Here is a 22,638-nt window from a genome sequence, read left to right as displayed (position 1 = left end):
AGGAGGTTCGCGATGAAACCACCCGGACCCGCCGACCCGGAAGGCATCGACTTCGCCTTCGACGACATCCCCGAACTGCACGAAGTGCTGGCCCGCCTGCGCGCGGAAAAGCCCTATGCGAGCGTGCCGTTCGCCGGCACGCGCGCGGTGCTGCTGCTGACCCGGGAGCTGGTCAGCGCCGCGTTCAAGGACGAGGGCACGTTCCCGGCCGCGGCGATCTACCCGCTGACCACACAACCGGTGCTCGGCCGGACGTTGCAGTGCATGTCCGGCCGGGAACACCGCATCAACCGGGCCGTCGCCGCACCACCGTTCCGCCGCAGCAAGGTCGCCGAGTACGTCGAACCGCTGCTGGAGCCGCTCGCGCACGAGCTGATCGACCGGTTCGCCGCGCGCGGGGAAGCCGACCTGGTCGCGGAGTTCACCAGCCGCTACCCGGTGCTGCTCATCAGCCGCATGCTCGGGTTGCCCGCGGAGAGTGAGGGAACCGTGCGGCGTTGGGCGCAAGACCTGTTCAACTACCCGCTCGATCCCGATGCGGCCATGGCGGCGTCCGCGGAGTTCACCGAACACGTCCGCCCGATCCTCGACCGGCGCCGCCGCGAACCCGGTGCGGACCTGATCTCGATGCTGGTCACCGAAACCGCCGAAGACGAGCACCTCGACGACGAACAGGTGCTGGCGTTCCTTCGCCTGCTGTTCCCGGCCGGTGCGGACACCACGGTCTTCGCGCTGGCCAACACGCTGGCCGCGCTGCTGAGCCATCCCGATCAGCTGGAGCTGGTGCGCTGCGACCCGGACGAGCACGTGCCGTGGGCGATCTGGGAGGGGTTGCGCTGGGAGCCGCCGGTGGGCCTGCTGCCGCGCATCTGCCCGGAAACCACCACGTGGCAAGGAATCGAGATACCCGCGGGGACACCGATGATCTTTTCGATCAACGCGGCGCTGCGCGACCCGGCCGCGCACGCCGATCCGCACCGCTTCGACGTCACCCGACGCTCGGCCGACCTGCTGGCGTTCGGACAGGGGCCGCACACCTGCCTCGGCACGTGGTTCGCCGTGGCCGAGCTGCAAGCGGGCTTGAAGGTGCTGCTGCGGCGCCTGCCGGGGCTGCGGCTGCGCGCCGGGTGCGCCGTCCGCATCACCAGCCAGGTCGGCACCGCGTTGCGCGGCCCGGACGAGCTGCCCGTGCGGTGGGAGAGGTGACGGCGCCTGCGGCGGAAAGTCGCGTGCCGACGAGGAATCCGGTTGGCAGGATGAGCCCGTGAACGATCACCCCGATCCCACCCGCCGAGCGGACTGGATCAACACCCCGGTCACCGCGGAACTCCTGCGCGGTGCGTTCGAACTCGAACGCACCGAGCACGGCCTGTTACCGCACCGCCTGCCCGCCCGCGCCCGCGCGCAGAGCGCGGACGAGCGGCTGGCCATGATGGAGTCCCAGCCCGCCGGCGTGCGGCTGGTACTGCGCACCTCGGCGACCGCGCTCGAACTGGACACGCTGCCCACCAAGCTGGTCTACGCGGGCGCGCCACCTCGCCCGGACGGCGTGTACGACCTGCTCGTGGACGGTCGGCTGACCGGGCAGGCCACCGTGACCGGCGGGAACACCCGGAGCATCGACATGCGCACCGGCGCCGCCGAGTACCGGCCCGGACCGCCCGGCACGGCGCGGTTCACCGGCCTGGCCGAAGGCCGCAAGGACGTCGAGATCTGGTTGCCGCACAACGAGATCACCGAACTCGTCGCGCTGCGCACCGACGCTCCCGTGGAGCCGGCGCCGGATCGGGGCCGGCGGGTGTGGCTGCACCACGGCAGTTCGATCAGCCACGGCTCCAACGCAGCGAGTCCCAGCACGACCTGGCCCGCGACGGCGGCCGTGCGAGGCGATGTGGAGCTGATCAACCTCGGGCTGGGCGGCAACGCGCTGCTCGACCCGTTCACCGCCCGTGCCATGCGCGACACGCCCGCGGACCTGATCAGCGCGAAGATCGGGATCAACCTGGTCAACTCGGACCTGATGCGGCTGCGCGGGTTCACCCCGGCGGTGCACGGGTTCCTCGACACCATCCGCGACGGGCACCCCACCACGCCGCTGCTGGTCATCTCACCGATCCACTGCCCGATCCACGAGGACACGCCCGGACCCGGCGCTTTCGACCTCAGCGCGCTCAGCGCTGGGCAAGTGCGGTTCCGGGCCACCGGCGACCCGGCGGAGCGCGCCGCGGGCAAGTTGACGCTGGGCGTCATCCGGGACGAGCTGGCCAGGATCGTGCGCGAGCGGACCGCCGAGGACCCGAACCTGCACCACCTGGACGGCCGCGAGCTGTACGGCGAAGCGGACTTCGCCGAGCTGCCGCTGCCCGACGAGCTCCACCCGGACACGGCCGCCCACCGCCGCATCGGCGAGCGCTTCACCGGACTGGCCTTCGACTCCGGTGGGCCGTTCGGCATCCAGCGCTAGCCGGTGGCGGATCACCACCCGACGTTGAGGTGCTGCAGCCCGTAGATGGCTTGATCGGCGGCGTAGGCGATTTCCTCGTCGACCACGTGCAAACCCGGGAATCGCTGCAGCAGCGCGGGAAACGCGATCCGCATCTCCATGCGGGCCAGCGGAGCGCCGAGGCAGTGGTGGATGCCGTGCCCGAATCCGACGTGCGGCGCGGCGGAGCGGGTCACGTCGAACCGCTCCGGTTGCTCCAGCAGGCCGGCGTCCCGGTTCGCCGCGGGCAGGTTCACGTTCACCAGATCGCCGCGGCGGATCGTGACCCCGTCGAGTTCGACGTCGCGCACGGCCATCCGCGGAGAACCGCCGTTGACCACGCTGAGCCAGCGCATCAGTTCCTCGACGGCGCCGGGCACCGCGGCCGGATCGTCGCGGACGATCGCGAGCTGCTCGGGGTGGCGCAGCAGCGCCAAGGTGCCGAGACCGAGCATGTTCGACGTCGTCTCGTGCCCTGCGACCAGCAGCAGGTTGGCGATGCCGATGAGTTCGGCGTTGCTCAGCGCGTCGGCGTGGTCGCGGATCAGCATCCCGATCAGGTCCTCGCCGGGACGCTCGCGAGCCCGGTCGACCAGACCGGTCATGTAGGCGATGGATTCCTCGGAGAGCTCGATCCGGTCGGCTTCGGGCGCTGTGGTGTCCAGCTGGCGCCGGGTGCGCTCCTGGAACTCCGCGCGGTCGGTGGTGGGCACCCCGAGCAGTTCGCAGATGACCAGCGACGGGATCGGCAGCGCGTACTCGGCGACGAGGTCGGCGGGCGGTCCGTGCCGTTCGAGGGCGTCCAGGTGCTCGTCGACGATCTCGGCGATCCGGGGTTGCAGCCGCCGCATCCGCCGCACCGTGAACTCCGGTGTGAGCAACCGCCGCAGCCGGGTGTGGTCGGGCGGGTCGAGCGAGAGGATGTTCCCGCTGCGGTGCCCGGACAGCTGCCGCGGATCCCGGGCGGGCCGCTGCCCGGCGTCGAGGTCGGCGGGCCCCCAGCCGTTGATGAAGGAGTCGGCGTCGCCGAGCATCCGCCGCACGTCGGCGTGCCGGGTGAGCAGCCACGCCGGCGGGCCGAACGGGGTCGGCACCCGGACGATCCCTTCCGCCGCGCGCACCGCCGCCACCTCCGGGGCGGGGCCGAACCCGCTGCGGCGGGTGCTGATCGGCGTGGGCTCTCGGCCGGTGGTGGACGGCTGGGTCACTGGCGCTCCTGCGTGGTCGGTGCTCGTCGCGGCATCCCCGGGACCAAGTTAATTCAGTTGCCTGACTGAATGCAATTGCCTGGGTACGGCGCGAACTTCGGCCGAAGAATCCTCCGCGGCGCGCAGTCCCGCGAGCCGGATCAGCACGGCGGGGAGGTCTCGGCCGGGGCGCGCATCAGCATGTCGGCGACCAGCTCCGGCTCGGTGATCATGAGGTCGTGCCCGGTGTCGATCTCCCACAACCGGCCCGCCGCGCGGGCGGTGGCCAGCCGAGCGGGGTCGCGACCGTGCAGCGCCGAGGAGCACACGATCTGGGTCTGCGGGATCGCATTCAGCGCCGCCTCGTTCGTCAGCAGCAGCGGCTGTTCGAAGCACCGATACGGGTGCGGTGTGAGTTTGCTGCGCACCCATGCGGCGTCCTCCGGGTCGGTCACGCCGAAGATCGGGGACGACCCGGTGTCCGGGAAGTGGACGAGTTCGACCCCGTCGACCACCTGGGTGTGCTCGCGGATCGCGACGGGCGCGAGATCGATGATCGCCTCACCGTGCGCCGGGGTCGCGGCGTCCAGGTAGACGAGGTGCCGGATGCGCTCGGGCGCCCGGTCGGCGACGCCGGTGACGACCATTCCGCCGTAGCTGTGCCCGGCCAGGACGACGTCGAACAGGTCCTCGGTCCGCAGCACCGCCAGGACGTCCTGGACGTGCAGGTCGAGATCGACATCGGGACCGAGCAGATGCGCGCGTTCGCCGAGTCCGGTCAGCGTCGGTGCGTGCACGTCGTGCCCGGCCGCGCGCAGAATCCGCGCGACCCGCCGGTAGCACCACCCGCCGTGCGCCGCGCCGTGCACCAGGACGTAAGTGGACATGCCCGCCTTTCGGCTCCGGATCTTCGCCAGCGGATCGGATCGCCCGGGCAGCGGCGTTCGGCGAACCCGGCCGCCAAATCCTAAGACAGCCAAGTGACTCATCCGTCGCCGCGGGCGGACCCGAGCGGGTGCTCCGATGTTGGACTCGCACCCGCCGGACGCTCATCATCAACACCATGAGCGAGGTGGCAGCAGAGGACTTCGAGGCCATCAGGCGGCAGGTGCGCGAGTTCGTCCGCTCCGCGGTGCTGCCGCGCGAGACCGAGATCATGAACGCCGACCGGGTTCCGGACGACCTGCGCTCGGCCGCCGCGCAGATGGGCCTGTTCGGCTACGCGATCCCCGCGGAATGGGGCGGGCTCGGGCTCGACCTGGCCCAGGACGTCGAACTCGCGATGGAGTTCGGCTACACCACGCCGGCGCTGCGTTCGCTGTTCGGCACGAACAACGGCATCGCGAGGCAGGTGCTCGTCGGATTCGGCACCGATGCGCAGAAGCAGCGGTGGCTCGAACGCATCGCCTCCGGGGACGTGGTGGCCTCGTTCGCACTGACCGAGCCGGGCGCCGGCTCGGACCCGGCGGGCCTGCGCACCCGCGCGCACCGGGACGGCGACGAGTGGGTGATCGACGGCAGCAAGCAGTTCATCACCAACGCGCCGATCGCGGACCTGTTCGTCGTGTTCGCCCGCACCGCCGAGCCGCAGCCGGAGAACCCGGGCATCGCGGTGTTCCTGGTGCCCGCGGGCACGCCGGGAATCACCGTCGGCCCGAAGGACGCGAAGATGGGGCAGGAAGGCGCCTGGACCGCGGAGGTCGGCTTCGACCAGGTCCGGGTGCCCGCCGACGCGCTCGTGGGCGGCGACGAGGCCGCCGGGTACCGCGCGGCGATGACCTCGCTGGCGCGCGGGAGGGTGCACATCGCCGCGCTCGCGGTCGGCGCCGCCCAGCGCGCCCTCGACGAGTCCGTGTCCCACGCCGCCACGAACACCCAAGGCGGTCGGCGCATCGGCGAATTCCAGCTGGTGCAGGCGATGCTGGCCGATCAGCAGACAGATGTCCTCGCCGGTCGCGCCATGGTCCGCGAAACGGCGCGCGCCCACGTCAGCGGCGAGGACCGCCGCATCGGCCCTTCCGCGGCGAAGCTGTTCTGCACCGAGATGGCGGGCAGGGTCGCCGACTCGGCCGTGCAGGTGCACGGCGGCGCCGGCTACATGCGCGAGATCCCGGTCGAGCGGATCTACCGCGATGTGCGGTTGCTGCGGCTCTACGAAGGCACCAGCGAGATCCAGCGGCTCATCGTCGGTGGGGGACTGGTGCGCCAGGCGGTGCGCGGCTCGTGACCACCGGAGAGCTGCCGCTGGCCGGAACCACCGTCGTCGCGCTGGAGCAGGCCGTCGCGGGGCCGCTGGCGAGCCGCCACCTCGCCGACCTCGGCGCCCGCGTGATCAAGATCGAGCGGCCGGGGCAGGGCGACTTCGCCCGCGACTACGACGCCGCGGTGCACGGTTTGTCCACCCACTTCGCCTGGCTCAACCGCGGTAAGGAATCGCTGGCGATCGACCTGAAGTCGGACGGCGGGCTGCGCGCCGCCCGCGAACTCATCGCCCGGGCCGATGTGTTCCTGCACAACACCGCGCCGGGAGCGCTCGAACGGCTCGGGCTGGACGGCGAGACCTTGCGGGCCGCGCACCCGCGGCTGGTCGTGGTCAACATCTCCGGCTACGGGACCGGCGGACCGCGCCGCGACCGGAAGGCCTACGACATGCTCGTGCAGGCCGAGACCGGGATGGTCGCGGTGACCGGCACACCGGAGACGCCGTCCAAGACCGGAGTGCCCAACGCCGATATCGGCGCCGGTCTCTACGCGGCGATGTCCGCGATGAGCGCGTTGCTGCGGCGCGAACGCACCGGTGCAGGCGGCGTGGTCGACGTGTCGATGTTCGACGCGGCCGTCGAGTGGATGGGCCATCCGCTCTACATGCAGCTCTACGGCGGCGCGCAGATCCCGCGGATGGGACTGAGCCACGCGGCGATCGCGCCGTACGACGCCTATCCGACCGCGGACGGGCAGATCCTCATCGGGGTGCAGAACGACCGCGGATGGCGCCGGCTGGTGACGGAAGTCTTCGGCGCCCCGGAACATGCGGAAGATCCGCGGTTCGCCACCAACGTCGCCCGGGTGCGCAACCGGGCCGAGTGCGACGCCTTGGTGGCTGCGTGCACCGCGCGGTTCGCCACGGCCGAACTCGACGAGCGGCTCGCGGCCGCGGGCATCCCCGCCGCTCAGATCAACGGCACCGCGGAACTGGCCGAGCATCCCCAGCTCGCCGAGCGGGACCGGTGGCGCACGGTGCCGACCGAAGCGGGCGAGATCCGCGGGGTGCTGCCGCCGATGACGTTCCGCGACGCCGAACTGCCGATGGGGCGGATCCCGGCGCTCGGCGAGCACAACGCGGCGATCCTCGCCGAACTGGAACTCGATGATCAACCCGACGGCGGAGGGGACTTTGATGGCTGAGCAGCTGTCCGCGCAGCGCGTGGCGATCGTGACCGGCGCGGCCAGGGGAATCGGCGCGGCAACGGCGCTGCGCCTGGCCGCGGACGGGTTCGCGGTCGCCGCGCTCGATCTGGAGGAAGCGGCGGCCGAGGACACCGCCGCTGCGATCGCCGCAGCAGGCGGCACCTCGCTCGCGGTGGGTGCCGACGTCTCCGACGCCGCAGCCGTCGATGCCGCCGTCGCGCGGACCGCAGAGACGCTCGGCTCGCCTTCCGTGCTGGTCAACAACGCCGGGATCACCAGGGACAACCTGCTGTTCAAGATGACCGAGCCGGACTGGGACGCGGTCATGGGCGTGCACCTGAAGGGTTCGTTCCTGATGAGCAGGGCCGTGCAGCAGCACATGGTCGCGGCCGGGTACGGGCGGATCGTGAACCTCTCGTCGACGGCTGCGCTGGGCAACCGCGGTCAGGCGAACTACTCGACCGCGAAGGCCGGGCTGCAAGGCTTCACCAAGACGCTCGCCGTGGAACTCGGCAAGTTCGGCGTGACCGCGAACTGCGTCGCGCCCGGCTTCATCGCCAGCGACATGACCAAAGCGACCGCGCAGCGCATCGGCGTGCCGTGGGAGCAGTACGCGGCCGACCGCGCCGAGGCGATCCCGGTGCGCAGAGCGGGTGAGGTGGACGACATCGCCAACGCGGTGTCGTTCTTCGCCGACGAGCGGTCCGGCTTCGTGTCCGGGCAGATCCTCTACGTCGCCGGCGGTCCCAAGGCTTGAGCCTGCGAAGCTCGGTGCCGTCACCGGGAAACGTATGCTGCGGGCATGGCCCTCGTGGACACCTTCAGAGCGCTGCACCACCGCGGTGACGTGCTGCTCATGCCGAACCCGCCGGACGCGGGCGCGGCGAAGATCATGCAGTCGCTCGGGTTCTCGGCGCTTGCGACGACCAGCAGCGGTGCGGCCGCCGCCCGGGGACTGCCGGACGGCGGCTTGAACCGCGAGTCGGCGTTGCACGCCGCCGCCGAGATCGCGGCAGCGGTCGACGTGCCGGTCTCGGCGGACCTGGAGAACGGGTTCGCCGCGGAACCGGCCGGGGTCGCCGACACGATCCGGCTCGCGGTCGAGTGCGGGCTGGCGGGCGCCTCGGTCGAGGACTGGGACGGCACCGCGCTCTACGAGCCCGAACACGCCGCGGACCGGGTGCGCGCGGCCGCCTCGGCCGCGGCGGGTGAACTCGTGATCACCGCGCGGGCGGAGAACCACCTGCGCGGAGTGTCCGATCTGGACGACACCATCGCCCGGTTGCAGTCCTATGTGGAAGCCGGCGCCGATGTCGTGTTCGCCCCGGGGTTGAACACGGCCGAGCAGATCGGCGCGGTGGTGCGCAACGTAGATGTTCCGGTCAGCGTGCTGGCCGTGCCCGGCGTGCCGCCGGTGGCCGAGCTCGCGGAGCTGGGCGTGCGCCGCGTTTCGACCGGCGGTGCGCTGGCGTTCGCCGCGCACGCGGCACTGGCCGACGCGGCGCGGGAACTGCGCGAGCACGGCACCTTCGGCTATTTGGACGCGGGCGGGCGCGGGCGCGTCGCCCTCGACGAAGCGCTCGGCTGACGCGGCCGCCGGCAACCACGGAGTACGGAGGAGACCTCTCATGCCCACTGCACTGTCCCTTTTGGACCTCGCGCCGATCGCCCGTGGCGGTACCGCCCGGGAAAGCTTCGACGCCTCGATCGAGCTGGCGCAGGCCGCCGAACGCACCGGATACCGGCGCGTGTGGTACGCCGAACACCACAACATGGGCTCCATCGCCTCCAGCGCCACGAGTGTCCTCATCGGACACATCGCGGCGCGCACCGAGTCCATCCGGCTGGGCGCGGGCGGAATCATGCTGCCCAACCACGCGCCGCTGGTGATCGCCGAGCAGTTCGGCACGTTGGAGACGCTGTTCCCCGGGCGCATCGACCTCGGCCTCGGCAGGGCCCCCGGCAGCGACCAGAACACCGTGCTGGCGCTGCGCCGCGACCCCGCCCAGGCCGACGCGTTCCCGCAGGACGTCCTCGAACTGCAGGCGTACCTGGGCGGAAAATCGGTTCGCGGCGTCCGCGCCGTGCCGCACGCGGAAACCGCGCCACCGCTGTACATCCTGGGCTCGTCGCTGTTCGGCGCGCGGCTGGCCGCGCAGCTGGGCCTGCCGTACGCGTTCGCCTCGCACTTCGCGCCGGACGCCCTGCACGAGGCGGTGTCGGTCTACCGCGCGGAATTCACGCCGTCCGAGCAGCTGACCGAGCCGTACGTGGTGGCGGGGGCCAACGTCTTCGCCGCCGAGGACCACGACGTCGCGGTGGAGCAGAAGACCACCGCCTACCGCGCGCGGGCGCGCATGATGATCAAGTCCGGGCGGCCGGGGGTGAACCTGACCGACGCCGAGATCGACGCGTTCCTCGCCTCGCCGAGCGGCCGCCCGCTGGCTTCGATGACCAAGTACACCGCGGCCGGGACGGCCGACGAGGTCCGCGAATACCTGGAAGGTTTCGCCGAATCCAGCGGGGCCGACGAGCTGATGCTCGCCCACCAGGCCATCGGCACCGCCGAGCGGGTGCTCTCGGTCGAGCTGACCGCAGGGGCGATGGCCCGGTCCCGCTGACTCACCGGCACGAGTTCGATCCACTGTGGATGGAAAGGCGGTCGGGAATCTCGGAGATCCGCGGCGATCCTGGAGGTTCCCGCTGCCCGGCGGGCTCCGCGAGACCGGATCGGGCGAAGGCGTTCAGCCGGTGCTCGCCCACATGTCGGCGGTGAGCCGGAAGCTCGGCAGGTCGGCGAACGACATCTTCGCCTCGTAGAGGCGGACGTAGCCGGTGTGCGCGATCTTCCACGCGCCGTCCACGTGGCGGTACCGGTCCTCGTAGTAGGCGGAACCGATGATCGCGACCTCGTAGCGCGGCACCAGAACGGTGTCGCTCAGGCACCAGCTCCCGCTCGCGTGCTCGCCGTCGACGGTGATCTCCGGGCCGGTGCAGTGGTGCACGGTGGTCATCCCGGAGCCGAGCTGCTCGCGCATGTAGGACACGATCTCGTCGCGGCCGGTGAACGCCAGCGGGCGCCCGCCGGACGGCGACCCGTAGTCGGTGGTCGCGTCTTCGGCGAGGGTGGCTGCGAGCTCGTCCCACTGCTTGAGGTCGATGCTGCGCAGGTAGCGGTGTTTGAGGGCACGGATCTCTTCCAGCGCGATCAGGTCCATGCTCTCAGCCTGGAGCACCACCGGCGCGCGCACCAGACCCCGGATGCACCCGGTATCGCCCGGACCGAGCAAGCGCTCGGGGCGGCGATCACTGCGGACGCGGTATTGAACCTCGCCGGGGATGACCTTAGAGTCCTCGCTAGAACCTGTTCTAGCGAGGGAGGTTCCGGTGAGCGGCTCCGAGGATGCGGTGCGTTCCGGCCAGGCGTGGTCGGAGTTCTGCCGCGCGCTGGAACGGGCGGGCGAGGTGGTGCTGTCCGGCAGCGCCCCGGACACCCCGTTCGACCGCGCCGAAGGCTTCCGCTACCTGACCCGGCTCACCCGCGAGATGCTGTATTCGTGCGTCGACAACGCCGATCCCGACTTCCCGCGGCTGCACGAGCTGGACCTGGTCAAGATCGGCGCGGACAACCCGGACAACGTCTACCTGTCGGCCAACATCCGCGGTGACCGCGAATACCGGATCACCGGCGAGCGCGGCACGATCAGCTACTTCAGCATCGGGTCGAAGGCCAACCGCTACGCCAAGGACGGCACCATGGCCTCCACCGGCGAGCTGACCGACGCCGATCTCGTCGCCGAACCGGACGGCACGATCGAGATCATCGCGAGTGCGACCCGGCGGGGCCGGAACTGGCTGCCGCTGGCACCGGACTCGACCGGGCTCGTGGTTCGCCAGACCTACCTCGACCGCGCCGCCGAGGCACCCGGCCGATGGCGCATCGAGCGGCTCGACGGTCCGGGCGAACCCGCCGAGTTGGCGCCGGACTTCCTCGCCGCGGCGCTGCGCCGCACGGCGCTGGCGGTGCACGGCACGGCGGCGACCTTCGCCGGGTGGGCGGAGCTGTTCGCGACCAAGCCGAACGAGCTGCCCGACTTCGGCCAGGAGATGTTCCAGCGCGCAGGCGGTGACCCGGAGATCCACTACCTGCACGGCTACTGGACGTTGCGGCCCGGCGAGGCGTGGCTGATCGAGACCGACGTGCCCGAATGCCCGTACTGGAACTTCCAGCTGGACAACTGGTGGATGGAGTCGCTGGACAACCGGCGGCGCACCACCGTGAACAAGCACACCGCCCGGCTCGGCCCGGACGGCAGGCTGCGGATTGTCGTGGCCGACCGGGACCCGGGCGTGGGCAACTGGATCGACACCTGCGGGCACGATCGCGGCACCGCGCTGCTGCGCTGGCTCGGAGCCGATGAGCACCCGATCCCGGAATGCCGGGTCGTGCCGCTGGCGTCGCTGAGCTCCGAGGGGGACCGGTGACGGGCACCGAACTACGCGTGGACGACCTGCTCGCGGCCGCACGGGACAAGACCGGGTTGACGGAGTTCGGCGACGACTGGTTCCTCGAACCGCTCGGCGTACTGGTCACCTCGCTCAACGACGAGGCCCGGCTATCCGCGACCGGTCTGGAACTGACCCGCCGCAGGCTCACCGCGCTGCTGGCCGACCGCCTGCGGCTGCGCGCCGTGCAGCGGGCGCACCCGGAGATCCTGGAGGTGCGGCCGGTGGTCGCCGCCGAGATCTGCGGACTGCCGCGGACCGGGTCGACCTTGCTGCACCGGCTGCTGGCCACCTCGCCGCAGCTGACCTCCACGATGTCCTGGGAGACGACCTACCCGCTGCCGTTCCCCGGCGAAGGCCCGGACGCGGCCGAGCGCAAACGCCGCGCGCAGGAACGGATGCGGGCGTTCCTGGAGCTTTCCCCGGATTTCGGCGACATCCACACCGTGGCCTGGGACGAGCCGGAGGAGGACGTGATCCTCGTCGACCGGTCGTTCACGTCGATGAGTTTCGAGTCGTTCCACTGGGTGCCCGGCTACGGCGACTGGCTGCGTACCACCGATCAGACCAAGGCGTACGACGAGCTGCGCCAGTGGTTGCAGGTGCTGCAGTGGCAGCAGCCCGCGCGTTCCGGGCTGCGCTGGATCCTCAAGTCGCCGCACCACCTGACCGCGGTGGGCACCGTGCTGGACGCCTTCGAGGACTGCTCGATCGTGATGACGCACCGCTCGCCGGTGCGGGCGGTGCCCTCCTACGCCTCGATGGTCAGCAATCTTTCCGCGCAGTACAGCGAAAACGTGGACGACGCCGGGCTCGGGCGGTATTGGAGCGACCGGTTCGTCGCGTCGTTGCGGGAGTTCTGCGCGGTTCGCGAGGCGCGCCCGGACCGGTTCGTCGACGTGCGGTTCGACGCCTTGCTCGACGATCCGGTCGCCGAAGCGCTGCGGGTGCTGCGCGCGCTGGGCCGGTCACCGGGGGAGGGCGACCGAGCCGCCTTCGAGTCCTATGTGGAGCGCGACCGCGCGAGTCGCACCGCTGCGCACCGGTACTCCCCGGAGGAGTTCGGATTGTCCGAGTCCCGGCTGGAACGGGACTTCGCGTTCTACCGGGAGGCTTACCTGTGATGCTCTCCGACGAAGTGGTGCTGATCTCCGGAGTCGGCGCGGGGCTCGGCGCGAAGCTCGCCACCCGCGCTGCGGCCGAGGGGGCGAAAGTGGTCGCCGTGGCCCGCTCCGGCGACGTGCTCGCACAGGTGGAGCAGGACGTCGCCGCAGCGGGCGGTGAAGCGCTGGGAGTGCGCTGCGACGTTCGCGATCCCGACGACGTGAGCAGGGTGGTGCGCACCGCGACCGAGAGGTTCGGCCCGATCACCGGGCTGGTCAACTCCGCCTACGGGCACCCCGGTTTCACCGATCTGCTGGATACGCCGGAGAAGAAGCTGCGCCGGTCGATGGACATCATCCTGTTCGGCGCGCTGAACATGGCGCGCGAGGTCGTGCCGCACATGCGCGCCGCCGGCCGCGGCTCGATCGTCAACATCGGCACCATGGCCACTCGCAAGCCCCTCCGTGGTGAAGGCGGTTATGCGGTCGCGAAGGAGGCGATGGCCGCGGCGACCCGGTTCCTCGCGCTGGAGCTCGGCGAGTCCGCGATCCGCGTCAACCAGGCCGTGCTGGGCTGGCTGGACGGGCCGGGCGTGCGGTTCTACCTGGAGATGACCGCGCAGCAGCGCGGGGTGGACGAACAGCAGGTCTACGACGAGATCGCGGCGCGCAACCCGCTCGGCCGGATACCGACCGACGACGCGTGCACCGGCGGAATCCTGTTCCTGCTCTCCCGCTACGCCAGCGAGATCACCGGCGCGACGTTGGACGTCAACGGCGGGGAGTACATGCCTTCGTGACGGCCGGAGGCAGCCGTTGCCGCCGGGCCGTCTCTGAGCGAACGGACCGTTTGACCAATCTAGTGGGACCAACAGGCCGTTCACTCGTGACGGCTGAAGGCAGCCGTTGCCGCCGGGCCGTCTCTGAGCGAACGGACCGTTTGACCAATCTAGTGGGACCAACAGGCCGTTCACTGTCTGCGAGGCATGGTTACCGCCCGGTGCGGGAACTCGACGGGCAGGATGACCGGACGGGGCGCGGCCGAGGTGATCGGCGCGGTCTCGCGACGTGAGGACCGCCGGAGATGGTGCAGGTACTGACGTTCGGGCACGGCACCGCCACGCAGGACGAGATCATCCGGCTGCTCGGCGGAGCTGGCGTGGCCGGAGTGGTCGACGTGCGTTCCGCGCCGGGCAGCAGGCGCCACCCGCACGTGGCGAGGCACGAGCTCGAGAGCTGGTTGCCGCAGCAGGGCATCTCCTACCGCTGGGACCGGCGCCTGGGCGGATTCCGGAAGCTGCCGCCGGATTCCCCGGACTCGGTGTGGAACAACGACGCGTTCCGGGCCTATGCGGCGCACATGCGGACTTCGGAGTTTCAGTCCGCAGTGGACGGACTCGTCGACCAGGCCGTTGGCCAGGTGACCGCGATCATGTGCGGCGAAACGGTGTGGTGGCGTTGTCACCGGCGGATGATCGCCGATTTCCTGCAACTCGCGCGGGGGGTCGAAGTGCGGCACCTGATGCACGACGGCTCGCTGGCCGAGAACCGGCCCATCTCCGGTGTCCGGCTGCGCGACGACGGCCTGCTCGTATACGACGGGGGCAAGCCGACGCCGCAGCACGGATGAACCATCCACTATGGACGAAGGGCGTCAAGCGGTGCTCCGCCCGTGGCCGGCGCCGTGCAAATCGAGGTCCGCCGTGAGCGGTTTTCCCCCGCTGAAGCGGATTTCCCGAACCGCGGGCGTGTAGAGGCTCGCCACCACCACGTAGTCGCCCGGCGCGAGTCCGCCGAGTTCGTAGCGGCCGTCGGCGTCGGTGCTGGTACTGCCGATGACGTTGCCGCCGCTGTCGGTCACGGCCACGGTCACCTCCGGCAGAACACGTCCGCCGGGCGCGGTCACGGTTCCGGCGACGACACCGAGTCCGGCGAGCGTGAAGTCCTGAACGGCACCGGAACCGTTTACCGGGACCGACGCCGCTTCCGGGCGGCACTCGTCCGCGGTGGCGATGATCGTGTAGTGACCCGGCTGCAACGCGGGCACCGAGTAATTGCCCTCGGCGTCGCTGCGAACTCGGCCGACCTGGCGGCCGCCGGGCTCGGTCACCGTGACCACCCCGGCGACGGTGCTGCCGGACGCGGTCCGCAGCGTGCCCGCGATGCCGCCCGGCTCAGCGGCGGCGTCCTGCGCGTCGTCGCCGGATCGGCGCTGGGCGGGCAAGAACGCCGCGATCGCGAGGGCGACCAGCGCCGCGAGCGAACCGATGCCGAGCACGACGCGGAACCCGTTCTGCGCGGGCACGGCGACCGGGCCGAGGTCGACGGTCATGTGCGCGAGGATCACGCCGGCCACCGCGCTGGAGGTGGACGTGCCGATCGAGCGCATCAGGGTGTTGAGGCTGTTGGCCGCGGCGGTCTCCGAGACCGGCACCGCCGCCATCACCAGCGCGGGCATCGCGCCGTAGGCGAGCCCGACCCCGGCACCGATGATGCTGGAGGCCAGCATCAGCTCCCAGATGGCCGACATCAGCACCAGGTTCAGGCCGTAGCCGGCGGCGACCACGACCGCGCCGGTCATCAACGTCACCTTCGGGCCCATGGTCCGGGAGATCCACGCCGAGATCGGCGCCATCGCCATCATCACCAGCCCGTTCGGGGCCATCACCAGGCCGGCGGCGAGCACTGTCTGGCCGAGCCCGTAACCGGTCGCTTCCGGCAGCTGCAGCAGCTGCGGCAGCACCAGGGACATCGCGAACATCGCGAACCCGAACACCACCGATGCGATGTTGGTCAGCAGCACTTGCCGCCGGGCCGAGGTGCGCAGGTCCACCAGCGGCCGCGGGCTGCGCAGCTCCCACCAGCCCCACACCAGCAGCACGACCAGCGCGGTGGCCAGCAGGCCCAAGGTCATGCCGCTGCCGAAACCCCAGTCCGCGCCTTTCGAGATCGCCAGCAGCAGGCACAGCAGCGCGATCGACAAGCCCACTGCGCCGGGCAGGTCGAACCGGCCTCCGGTGCGGACCCTGGACTCCGGCACGAGACCGAGGACTCCGGCCGCCGCGATGGTGCCGAGCCCGGCGGCGACCCAGAACAAGACGTGCCAGTCGGCCGTCTCGGCGATGAACGCCGCCGCGGGCAGGCCGAGCGCGCCGCCGACGCCGAGCGAGGCGCTCATCAGCGCGGTCGCCCCGCCGAGCCGCTCCGGCGGCAGCTCGTCGCGCATGATGCTGATGCCCAGCGGGATCACGGCCGAGGACAACCCTTGCAGCGTCCGGCCGACGATCATCATCCCCAGCCCGGCCGACAGCGCGCACAGCGCCGAACCGAGCACCAGCATCGCGAGGCTGAACAGCAGCATCCGGCGCTTGCCGTACATGTCGCCGAGCCGCCCCACCGTCGGCACCGCCACGGCGGCGGCCAGCAGGGTGGCGGTGATCGCCCACGCGGTGTCGGCCGCGGGTGCGCCCAGCAGCGCGGGCAACTGCGGCACCAGCGGGATCACCAGGGTCTGCATCAGCGAGACCACGATTCCGCTGAAGGCCAGCACCGGGACGACGACGCGCGGGTGCGCCGGTTGCGCCGGGTCGGCAACGGGCGGCGAGCTGAGCGTGCGGGTCATCGGCGGAAGGCTCCCGTCGGTGCGGCGTGGCCGACTGGTGATTCAGTCACGTGACTTACGCTAGCAAGCCGGCCCGCGCTCTTCAGCCCTTCCGGATTGTTGTGCGGTGACTCACGTCCGCTCGACGCGGTTTCACCGCACGGCTCCCGGCCTCACCGCCCGGCGCCGATCAGCCGCTCCCGCAGCCGGGAGGTCAGCCCGGCCAGCATCGACGAGCGCCGCTGCGGCTCGGGGAGTGCGCCCGAAACCGCGTCGTCGAGTAGCGTGCCGACCGTTTCCCGCGCGCATTCCCGGTTCGCGCCGATGCCGCCGGACGGGCCGCGCTTGATCCACCCGACGACGTAGGTGCCGGCACGCCCCTCGACGCGCCCGTCGGAATGCGGGATCGTGCCGGTCTGCTCGTCGAAGGGGAGGCCCGGCAGCGCGGTCCCGCGATAGCCGATCGCCCGCACCACCTGCCCGGCCGGGATCTCGGCGCCACCGGTGACTCGCAGCCCGCGTACCTCGGTGTCGCCGAGGAGTTCCTCCGGCGCGGAATGGAACCGCAGCACGATCCTGCGCTGCGAGGGGGTGGCGGCCCAGTCCACCTGCTCCCGCGGCACGGTCCGCAGCAGAGCCGCCTTGTCATCGGACGCGGCGGAATCGATGGCCGCCGCGATGCGCGGATCGTGGTCGTCGACCACCAGGGATGCGCCCTGCTGCTGGGTCAGCGCCAGCATCTCCGGCCTGGTGTAGGCGGCCGATTCCGGGCCTCGCCTGCCGAGCAGCACGACCTCGCGGACCTTGCTGGAACGCAGCCGCTCCAAGGCTTCCGGGGAGATCGAGGTGCCCTGCAGCGCATCCGGGTCGCTGGTGAGGATCCGTGCCACGTCCAGCGCGACGTTGCCGTTGCCCACGATCGCCACCCGCTCACCGGAGAGGCCGACCGCGTCCGCGGGCACGTCCGGGTGGCCGTTGTACCAGGCCACCGCGCTCGTGGCGGTGATGCTGCCTGCCAGGTCCTCACCCGCGATGCCCATCCGCCGCGCGGAGGAGGCGCCGACCGCGTAGATCACCGCGTGGTGCTGGGCGCCGAGTTCCTCGGCGGTGACGTCGCGGCCGACCTCGACGCCGAGGCGCAGCCGCAGCCGCGGGTGGTCGTGGAAGCGCGCGAACGTCTCACCGATCTTCTTCGTCGACGGGTGGTCCGGAGCCACGCCGTAGCGCAGCAGGCCCCCGGCGACCGGCAGCCGGTCGATCAGCGTGACCTTGGCGTTGGTGTGCAGCAGCAGGTCCTCGACGGCGTACATCCCCGCGGGCCCGGTCCCGACCACGGCGACATCCAGCGGCGCGAGGTCGCTGGGGACATTGCGGTCGAAGACCGGTTGCTGCCAGGAGTGGAAGTTCGGCGAGGGCTGCGCATCCGCTGCTGCGGCCGGAGATTCCGCCGCGGCCGGTCCCGGATCCTCCGCCACCGGTGACTTGTCCGCGAAGTAGTCCGCGTTGACTTCGGCGTACGCCTTCAGCGGCCCGGTGAGCCGGTCCACCGGGAAGATCGCCTCCACCGGGCAGGCATCGGCGCACGCCCCGCAGTCGATGCAGGTTGCCGGGTCGATGTAGAGCATCTCGGTGCTGCCGAAGTCCCGTTCGTCCGGCGTCGGGTGGATGCAGTTGACCGGGCACACCTTCACGCAGGAGGCGTCGTTGCAGCAGGTCTGGGTGATCGCGAAGGCCATCGGTGCAATGCCTGTCTTCGAGTCCGGTCGGGCAGGTGGTCAGGTGGCGAAAGCGGGCCGCTCGCTCCCGCAGCAGGCTCGACGTCCGGCTCTGCCGAGCCGCGGCTCAGAGCAGGCTGGCGCGCTTGTAGAACCAGGTGGCGGGCTTGGTGAGCAGCCCGGCCGAGTGCAGGAACTCCATCAGCCCGGAGCAGCTGGAGCGCAGCATCGACTTGTGCTGCTGGTTGGCCTTCGCCTCGCGCTTGGCGCGCTCGGGATCCAGCCCGGCGTTGGCGTAGACCTCGTCGTTGACCATGCTGGTGACGATGAAGTAGGCGGAACCGGCCACCACCACGGCGTTGATCTGCCGCCGCAGCCACCCGGCGGACTTGAGCCGCTCCTTGGTCTCCTCGCGGGCGAACTTCATGTGCCGCGATTCCTCGACCACGTGGATGTTGTTGATGGTCCGCACGAACGGCACCACCCGCTGGTCGCGCATCCAGTCGCGCTGCATGACGTCGAGGACCTCCTCGGCGACCAGGATCGCGGCGTAGGCGGCTTCACCTCCGGCCAGCGTCTTGAACACGCGGCCGAGTTCGACCACCGAGCGCTTCGGCCGGTACGCGGGTGCGCCCAGCTTCGCCGCACCGCGGGCGAACATGATCGAGTGCCTGCACTCGTCGGCGATCTCGGTCAGCGCCCACTGGAACGCCGGGTCGGTCGGGTCCTTCGCGTAGAAGTCCCGCAGCATCATCTGCTGCAGGATCATCTCGAACCAGATCCCGGTGCTGGCCACCGATGCGGCTTCCTGGCGGGTCAGCTCGCGCTGCTGGGCCGGGGTCAGCTCGTCCCAGTAGGACGTCCCGTACAGCGTGCTCCACTCCGGGCTGGCGCCGTGGAAATCGGTGTCCAGCGGGGTTTCCCAGTCGACTTCCTGGGCGGGGTCGTAGGAGAGCTGCTCCGAGGAGTCCAGCAACCGGCGCGCGGTGCTGTCCCGCTCGGCGTCCGCGGGCGCGGCATCGTGGTCTTCGGACTGCGCCGGTCGCGTGTCCGTGCCGGTGATGTTGCTGCTCATGGGTACTCCTCGAGAGGTCGCGTGACACCCATTACCGTTACCAGCGGTAACCTGTTACCAAACGTAACACATACTGCGGGCGTGGCAAGAGTGCGCGCGGAACAGCAGGTGGCGCCATGGTCAGGACGGCGAATCCGGCCGGGGGAGTGGAGCTCGCCGAGTGCGCGGTGCGGCGCTGCCGAACGAGCGGCGGAGTCGTTTGCGGGCCGGGACTCGGCAGGCGTCAGCCGCAGCCTCGGCAGGCGCTGCCCCGGGGTCTTCGGCGTCCGCTCGGGAGGGAACCGGCCCAGGGCCGGTGTTCCGCGGCAAGCGCGTTCCCGGCGCGCGGCCGTTTGCCGCCACGGCCGGGAACGCCTTGCCGTCGGGTCAGTCGTCCCCGGGGGCCAGCGGTGGCTCGTGGCCGGCCCACGGCCGGGCCCGCTCCAGCTGTCCTGCCAGCTGGAACAGCGTGCTCTCGCCCGCGAGCGGGGCCACGAACTGCACGCCGAGCGGCAAGCCCTCGGGCGTCCAGTGCAGCGGGACGGACATCGCCGGGCGGCCGGTGATGTTGGCCAATTGCGTGTAGGGCACCCGCGACATGCTGTCCTGCGCGAGCTTGTCGAGAATGCCCGAGCGGCGCACCAGCCCTCCCGCGCGCAGCGCCAGCACGGCCTTCCCGAGCACCCGCGATGCCCGCGGGGTCTCGAGCTCGCCGACTCGCCACGGCGGGCTGGCAACGCTCGGCGTCAACAGCAGGTCGTAGTGCTCGTGAAACCGCGCCAGCCGCCGGGCGTGCCCGTGCCAGTTCTGGAGTGCGGACAGCAGCTGCGGGGCGCTGGTGCTGCGGCCGACCGCAGCGAGCAACCGGGTCTCGAGCTCGAAGGAGCTCTGCGGTGCGTGGGCGGAGGCGGCTTCGACCTCGGAAGCCAGGTGCACCGACCAGGCACGCAGGAAATCCACGGATATCTCGGCGAAGTCCACCGGCGGCGGAACCTCCTCGACCTGGTGGCCCAGGGAGGTGAGCAGTTCCGCCGCGTCGGTCATGGCCCGGACCGCTTCCGGATGGGGTTCTCCCAGCGCCGCGGAGGCGTTGAACCCGATCCGCAAGGTCCCGGGCTCCCGGGTGACCTGCTCGGTGAAGCTGCGGTCCGGCGCCGCTGCCGCGAACGGCCCCGCGGGATCGAAGCCGGTGAGGCAGTCCAGGCCCGCCGCGCTGTCCCGCACGGTGCGCGAGAGCACACCGTCCACCAGTCCACCGTGAAAGCCCTCCGCGCGCGCCGGCCCGGCGGGCACCACGCCCCGGCCCGCCTTGAACCCGAACACTCCGCAGCACGCGGCCGGGTTGCGCATCGAGCCGCCGCCGTCGTTCGCACCGGCCAGCGGGACGATCCCTGCTGCCACCGCGGCCGCGGCACCACCGGAGGAGCCGCCGGGGGTGCGGTCGAGCCGCCACGGGTTGCGCGCCGGGCCGAACGCGGCCGGCTCGGTAACGGCACTCGTGCCGAACTCCGGGGTGTTCGTCCGGCCGAACACGACGAGTCCGGCGTCGGTCCAGCGGCGCACCACCTCGGCGGTCTCGGCGGCGGGAACGTTGGCCAGTGCGCGTGATCCGGCGCTGGAGGACATTCCTGCCATCTCCTGGTACAGGTCCTTGAGCAGGAACGGGACTCCGGCAAAAGGGCCTCCGCTAGCAGCGGGGCCGTCGGATCCGCCGCGCACGCGCTCGCGGGCCTGGTCGTAGAGGCGCTGCGTGAGGGCGCCCAGCCGCGGGCCGACCTCCTCGGCGCGCGCCACCGCGGCTTCCAGCACCTCTTCGGCGGGCACCACGCCGGAACGGATCAACTCTGCCAGCCCGAGCCCGTCGTGCTCGCGGTACTCCGAATACTGCACGCCACCACCTTGCGCATAGCACTTTCCGATTCGGTGGCAATTTTGCCGAACCGTGCGCGGAATCCGGCGCCCGGACGCACGACTCCGGGGTTTTCCTCCACTATGGACGAACGTGCGCCCGCGGTGCGGGGAAATGCGCGTTTCGCCCGGAATCCAGGCTGGGTGTGAGTTGCGAGCGCATTCCTCGCCAGGGTCGGTTCAGCCGTGCGCGGCGGCGCGCAGCGGTGGCTCGTGACCGGCCCAGGGCCGAGCCTGTTCCAGCTGTCCTGCCAGCTGGAACAGCGTTCCTTCGCCCGCGAGCGGGGCGACGAACTGCACGCCGAGCGGCAAGCCCTCGGGCGTCCAGTGCAGCGGGACGGACATCGCCGGGCGGCCGGTGATGTTGGCCAGCTGGGTGTAGGGGACGTGCCGCAGGTTGCCGCGCGCGACCCGGTCGACCACGCCGGAGCGGCGCAGCAGGCCGCCGCCGCGCAGCGCCAGTGCGGCTTTGCCGAGGACCTGCAACGCCTTCGGGGTGTCCAGCTCGCCGATGCGCAGCGGCGGACCGGCCAGGCTGGGCGTCAACAGCAGGTCGTGGTGCTGGTGGAACTCCGCCAGCCGCCGGGTGTGCTGGTGCCAGCGATCCAATGTGGACACGTACTGCGCAGCGCCGGTGCTGCGACCCGCCGCGGCGAGCAGCCGGGTGTCCAGCTCGAAGGAGCTGTGCGGCGCGTGGCGGGCGGCTTCGTCGAGCGCTGCGGCCAGCCGCACCGACCACGCCTGCAGGAAGTCCACGGCGAGTGCGGAGAGGTCCACCGGCGGCGGGACTTCCTCGACGTGGTGGCCAAGTGAGGTGAGCAGTTCCGCCGCGTCGGTCATCGCCCGGACCGCTTCCGGATGCGGATCACCCAGCGCCGAGACGGCGGTGAAACCGATCCGCAGGGGCGCAGGCTCCCGCGTGACCTCCTCGGCGAAGCTGCGCTCCGGTGCCGCCGCCGCGAACGGGCCCGCGGGGTCGGGACCGGCGAGGCAGTCCAGCGCCGCCGCGCTGTCCCGGACGCTGCGCGAGACCACGCCGTCCAGCGCGGCGCCGTGGAAGTTCTCGCCGCGCATCGGCCCGGCGGGCACCGAGCCCCGCCCGGCCTTGAGCCCGAACACCCCGCAGCAGGCGGCCGGGATGCGGATCGAGCCACCGCCGTCGCTGGCACCGGCCAGCGGGACGATCCCCGCGGCGACCGCGGCAGCGGCGCCACCGGACGAGCCGCCGGGCGTGCGGTCGAGCTGCCACGGGTTGCGCGCCGGGCCGAACGCGGCCGGTTCGGTGATGGGTTTCGCGCCGAACTCGGGGGTGTTCGTCCGGCCGAACACGACGAGCCCGGCGTCGGTCCAGCGGCGGACCACCTCGGCGGTCTCCGCGGCGGGAACCGTGCGCAGCGCGCGTGATCCGCCGCTGGACGGCAGCCCGGCCACTTCCTGGTGCAGGTCTTTGAGCAGGAACGGGACTCCCGTGAACGGACCTTCGGGTGCGCCGCCGCGGACGCGCTCGCGGGCTTGGTCGTAGAGCCGTTGCGTGAGCGCCCCGAGTCGCGGGCCGACGTCCTCGGCGCGCGCCACCGCGGCTTCCAGCACCTCGGCGGCGGGCACCGCACCGGTACGGATCAACTCCGCCAGGCCGAGCCCGTCGTGTTCGCGGTACTCCGAGTAGTGCACGCA

General features: G+C 71.4%; 19 protein-coding genes. 11 read left to right on the top strand and 8 right to left on the bottom strand.

Annotation, left to right across the window (positions count from 1 at the left end; genetic code table 11):
• Positions 1–12: 12 nt before the first annotated feature.
• Together INP57_RS12980 and INP57_RS12975 are read left to right on the top strand one after the other, a co-directional pair.
• Positions 13–1,206, top strand: a complete 1,194-nt coding sequence (locus tag INP57_RS12980) for a cytochrome P450 (protein WP_200070450.1) — start codon at positions 13–15, stop codon at positions 1,204–1,206.
• A 58-nt stretch (positions 1,207–1,264) separates the two neighbouring features.
• Positions 1,265–2,464, top strand: a complete 1,200-nt coding sequence (locus tag INP57_RS12975) for an SGNH/GDSL hydrolase family protein (RefSeq protein ID WP_200070449.1) — start codon at positions 1,265–1,267, stop codon at positions 2,462–2,464.
• A gap of 11 nt (positions 2,465–2,475) precedes the next feature.
• Here INP57_RS12975 and INP57_RS12970 read toward each other — a convergent pair whose 3' ends face one another.
• Both INP57_RS12970 and INP57_RS12965 read right to left on the bottom strand, forming a co-directional pair.
• On the bottom strand, positions 2,476–3,690 hold the full coding sequence (locus INP57_RS12970) for a cytochrome P450 (RefSeq protein WP_200070448.1): 1,215 nt from the start codon (positions 3,688–3,690) through the stop codon (positions 2,476–2,478).
• Positions 3,691–3,830: 140 nt separating this feature from the next.
• Positions 3,831–4,556, bottom strand: a complete 726-nt coding sequence (locus tag INP57_RS12965; RefSeq protein ID WP_200070447.1) for an alpha/beta fold hydrolase — start codon at positions 4,554–4,556, stop codon at positions 3,831–3,833.
• Between the two features lie 176 nt (positions 4,557–4,732).
• Here INP57_RS12965 and INP57_RS12960 point away from each other — a divergent pair, with 176 nt between their 5' ends.
• Genes INP57_RS12960 through INP57_RS12940 form a run of 5 tightly spaced genes read left to right on the top strand, consistent with a single transcriptional unit; the run spans position 4,733 to position 9,698 of the window.
• Entirely contained in the window at positions 4,733–5,896 is a 1,164-nt protein-coding gene (locus tag INP57_RS12960; protein ID WP_200070446.1) for an acyl-CoA dehydrogenase family protein, read from the top strand.
• On the top strand, positions 5,893–7,074 hold the full coding sequence (locus INP57_RS12955; protein ID WP_200070445.1) for a CaiB/BaiF CoA transferase family protein: 1,182 nt from the start codon (positions 5,893–5,895) through the stop codon (positions 7,072–7,074). The genes INP57_RS12960 and INP57_RS12955 overlap by 4 nt, the downstream gene beginning before the upstream one ends.
• Entirely contained in the window at positions 7,067–7,834 is a 768-nt protein-coding gene (locus tag INP57_RS12950; RefSeq protein ID WP_200070444.1) for an SDR family oxidoreductase, read from the top strand. Before INP57_RS12955 ends, INP57_RS12950 begins: the two co-directional genes overlap by 8 nt.
• A 45-nt stretch (positions 7,835–7,879) precedes the next feature.
• Positions 7,880–8,665, top strand: coding sequence for an isocitrate lyase/PEP mutase family protein (locus INP57_RS12945; RefSeq protein ID WP_200070443.1), 786 nt, complete (start codon positions 7,880–7,882; stop codon positions 8,663–8,665).
• Positions 8,666–8,705: 40 nt separating this feature from the next.
• Positions 8,706–9,698, top strand: a complete 993-nt coding sequence (locus INP57_RS12940; RefSeq protein ID WP_200070442.1) for an LLM class flavin-dependent oxidoreductase — start codon at positions 8,706–8,708, stop codon at positions 9,696–9,698.
• 123 nt (positions 9,699–9,821) lie between these two features.
• On the opposite strand, the gene INP57_RS12935 is transcribed toward INP57_RS12940, so the two are convergent.
• The gene (locus INP57_RS12935) at positions 9,822–10,295 is read right to left on the bottom strand and encodes a nuclear transport factor 2 family protein (protein ID WP_200070441.1); all 474 of its coding nucleotides are present in this window, start codon (positions 10,293–10,295) and stop codon (positions 9,822–9,824) included.
• Between the two features lie 169 nt (positions 10,296–10,464).
• Here INP57_RS12935 and INP57_RS12930 point away from each other — a divergent pair, with 169 nt between their 5' ends.
• The 4 genes from INP57_RS12930 (at position 10,465) to INP57_RS12915 (ending at position 14,316) form a co-directional block, all read left to right on the top strand.
• Positions 10,465–11,562: a DUF1214 domain-containing protein gene (locus INP57_RS12930; RefSeq protein WP_307850050.1), complete on the top strand. Its 1,098-nt coding sequence runs from the start codon at positions 10,465–10,467 to the stop codon at positions 11,560–11,562.
• The gene (locus INP57_RS12925) at positions 11,559–12,707 is read left to right on the top strand and encodes a sulfotransferase family protein (RefSeq protein WP_200070439.1); all 1,149 of its coding nucleotides are present in this window, start codon (positions 11,559–11,561) and stop codon (positions 12,705–12,707) included. The genes INP57_RS12930 and INP57_RS12925 overlap by 4 nt, the downstream gene beginning before the upstream one ends.
• Positions 12,707–13,486 carry an SDR family oxidoreductase gene (locus tag INP57_RS12920; protein ID WP_200070438.1) on the top strand — a complete coding sequence of 260 codons (780 nt, stop codon included), beginning with the start codon at positions 12,707–12,709 and terminating at the stop codon, positions 13,484–13,486. Before INP57_RS12925 ends, INP57_RS12920 begins: the two co-directional genes overlap by 1 nt.
• A 284-nt stretch (positions 13,487–13,770) precedes the next feature.
• Positions 13,771–14,316 carry a DUF488 domain-containing protein gene (locus INP57_RS12915; protein ID WP_200070437.1) on the top strand — a complete coding sequence of 182 codons (546 nt, stop codon included), beginning with the start codon at positions 13,771–13,773 and terminating at the stop codon, positions 14,314–14,316.
• Between the two features lie 24 nt (positions 14,317–14,340).
• On the opposite strand, the gene INP57_RS12910 is transcribed toward INP57_RS12915, so the two are convergent.
• The 5 genes from INP57_RS12910 to INP57_RS12890 form a co-directional block, all read right to left on the bottom strand.
• Positions 14,341–16,308, bottom strand: coding sequence for an MFS transporter (locus tag INP57_RS12910; protein ID WP_200070436.1), 1,968 nt, complete (start codon positions 16,306–16,308; stop codon positions 14,341–14,343).
• Positions 16,309–16,460: 152 nt separating this feature from the next.
• Positions 16,461–18,023: an FAD-dependent oxidoreductase gene (locus INP57_RS12905; RefSeq protein ID WP_200070435.1), complete on the bottom strand. Its 1,563-nt coding sequence runs from the start codon at positions 18,021–18,023 to the stop codon at positions 16,461–16,463.
• 106 nt (positions 18,024–18,129) lie between these two features.
• Positions 18,130–19,077: an AurF N-oxygenase family protein gene (locus INP57_RS12900; RefSeq protein WP_200070434.1), complete on the bottom strand. Its 948-nt coding sequence runs from the start codon at positions 19,075–19,077 to the stop codon at positions 18,130–18,132.
• A 366-nt stretch (positions 19,078–19,443) separates the two neighbouring features.
• Positions 19,444–20,946 carry an amidase gene (locus tag INP57_RS12895; RefSeq protein ID WP_200070433.1) on the bottom strand — a complete coding sequence of 501 codons (1,503 nt, stop codon included), beginning with the start codon at positions 20,944–20,946 and terminating at the stop codon, positions 19,444–19,446.
• A 198-nt stretch (positions 20,947–21,144) separates the two neighbouring features.
• A complete protein-coding gene (locus INP57_RS12890) occupies positions 21,145–22,635 on the bottom strand; it encodes an amidase (protein ID WP_200070432.1) in 1,491 nt (496 codons plus the stop codon).
• Positions 22,636–22,638 lie beyond the last annotated feature (3 nt).

This window comes from Saccharopolyspora galaxeae, assembly GCF_016526145.1.
GTDB lineage: Bacteria > Actinomycetota > Actinomycetes > Mycobacteriales > Pseudonocardiaceae > Saccharopolyspora_C > Saccharopolyspora_C galaxeae.
This window is presented reverse-complemented; position numbering and strand designations above follow the sequence as displayed.

Excerpts from the sequence above, each read along its gene's own strand:
- INP57_RS12915 (WP_200070437.1), top strand. The coding sequence starts at position 13,771 with ATGGTGCAGGTACTGACGTTCGGGCACGGCACCGCCACGCAGGACGAG.
- INP57_RS12940 (WP_200070442.1), top strand. The coding sequence starts at position 8,706 with ATGCCCACTGCACTGTCCCTTTTGGACCTCGCGCCGATCGCCCGTGGC.
- INP57_RS12945 (WP_200070443.1), top strand. The coding sequence starts at position 7,880 with ATGGCCCTCGTGGACACCTTCAGAGCGCTGCACCACCGCGGTGACGTG.
- INP57_RS12920 (WP_200070438.1), top strand. The coding sequence starts at position 12,707 with ATGCTCTCCGACGAAGTGGTGCTGATCTCCGGAGTCGGCGCGGGGCTC.
- INP57_RS12900 (WP_200070434.1), bottom strand. The coding sequence starts at position 19,077 with ATGAGCAGCAACATCACCGGCACGGACACGCGACCGGCGCAGTCCGAA.
- INP57_RS12910 (WP_200070436.1), bottom strand. The coding sequence starts at position 16,308 with ATGACCCGCACGCTCAGCTCGCCGCCCGTTGCCGACCCGGCGCAACCG.
- INP57_RS12935 (WP_200070441.1), bottom strand. The coding sequence starts at position 10,295 with ATGGACCTGATCGCGCTGGAAGAGATCCGTGCCCTCAAACACCGCTAC.
- INP57_RS12965 (WP_200070447.1), bottom strand. The coding sequence starts at position 4,556 with ATGTCCACTTACGTCCTGGTGCACGGCGCGGCGCACGGCGGGTGGTGC.
- INP57_RS12950 (WP_200070444.1), top strand. The coding sequence starts at position 7,067 with ATGGCTGAGCAGCTGTCCGCGCAGCGCGTGGCGATCGTGACCGGCGCG.
- INP57_RS12980 (WP_200070450.1), top strand. The coding sequence starts at position 13 with ATGAAACCACCCGGACCCGCCGACCCGGAAGGCATCGACTTCGCCTTC.
- INP57_RS12960 (WP_200070446.1), top strand. The coding sequence starts at position 4,733 with ATGAGCGAGGTGGCAGCAGAGGACTTCGAGGCCATCAGGCGGCAGGTG.
- INP57_RS12905 (WP_200070435.1), bottom strand. The coding sequence starts at position 18,023 with ATGGCCTTCGCGATCACCCAGACCTGCTGCAACGACGCCTCCTGCGTG.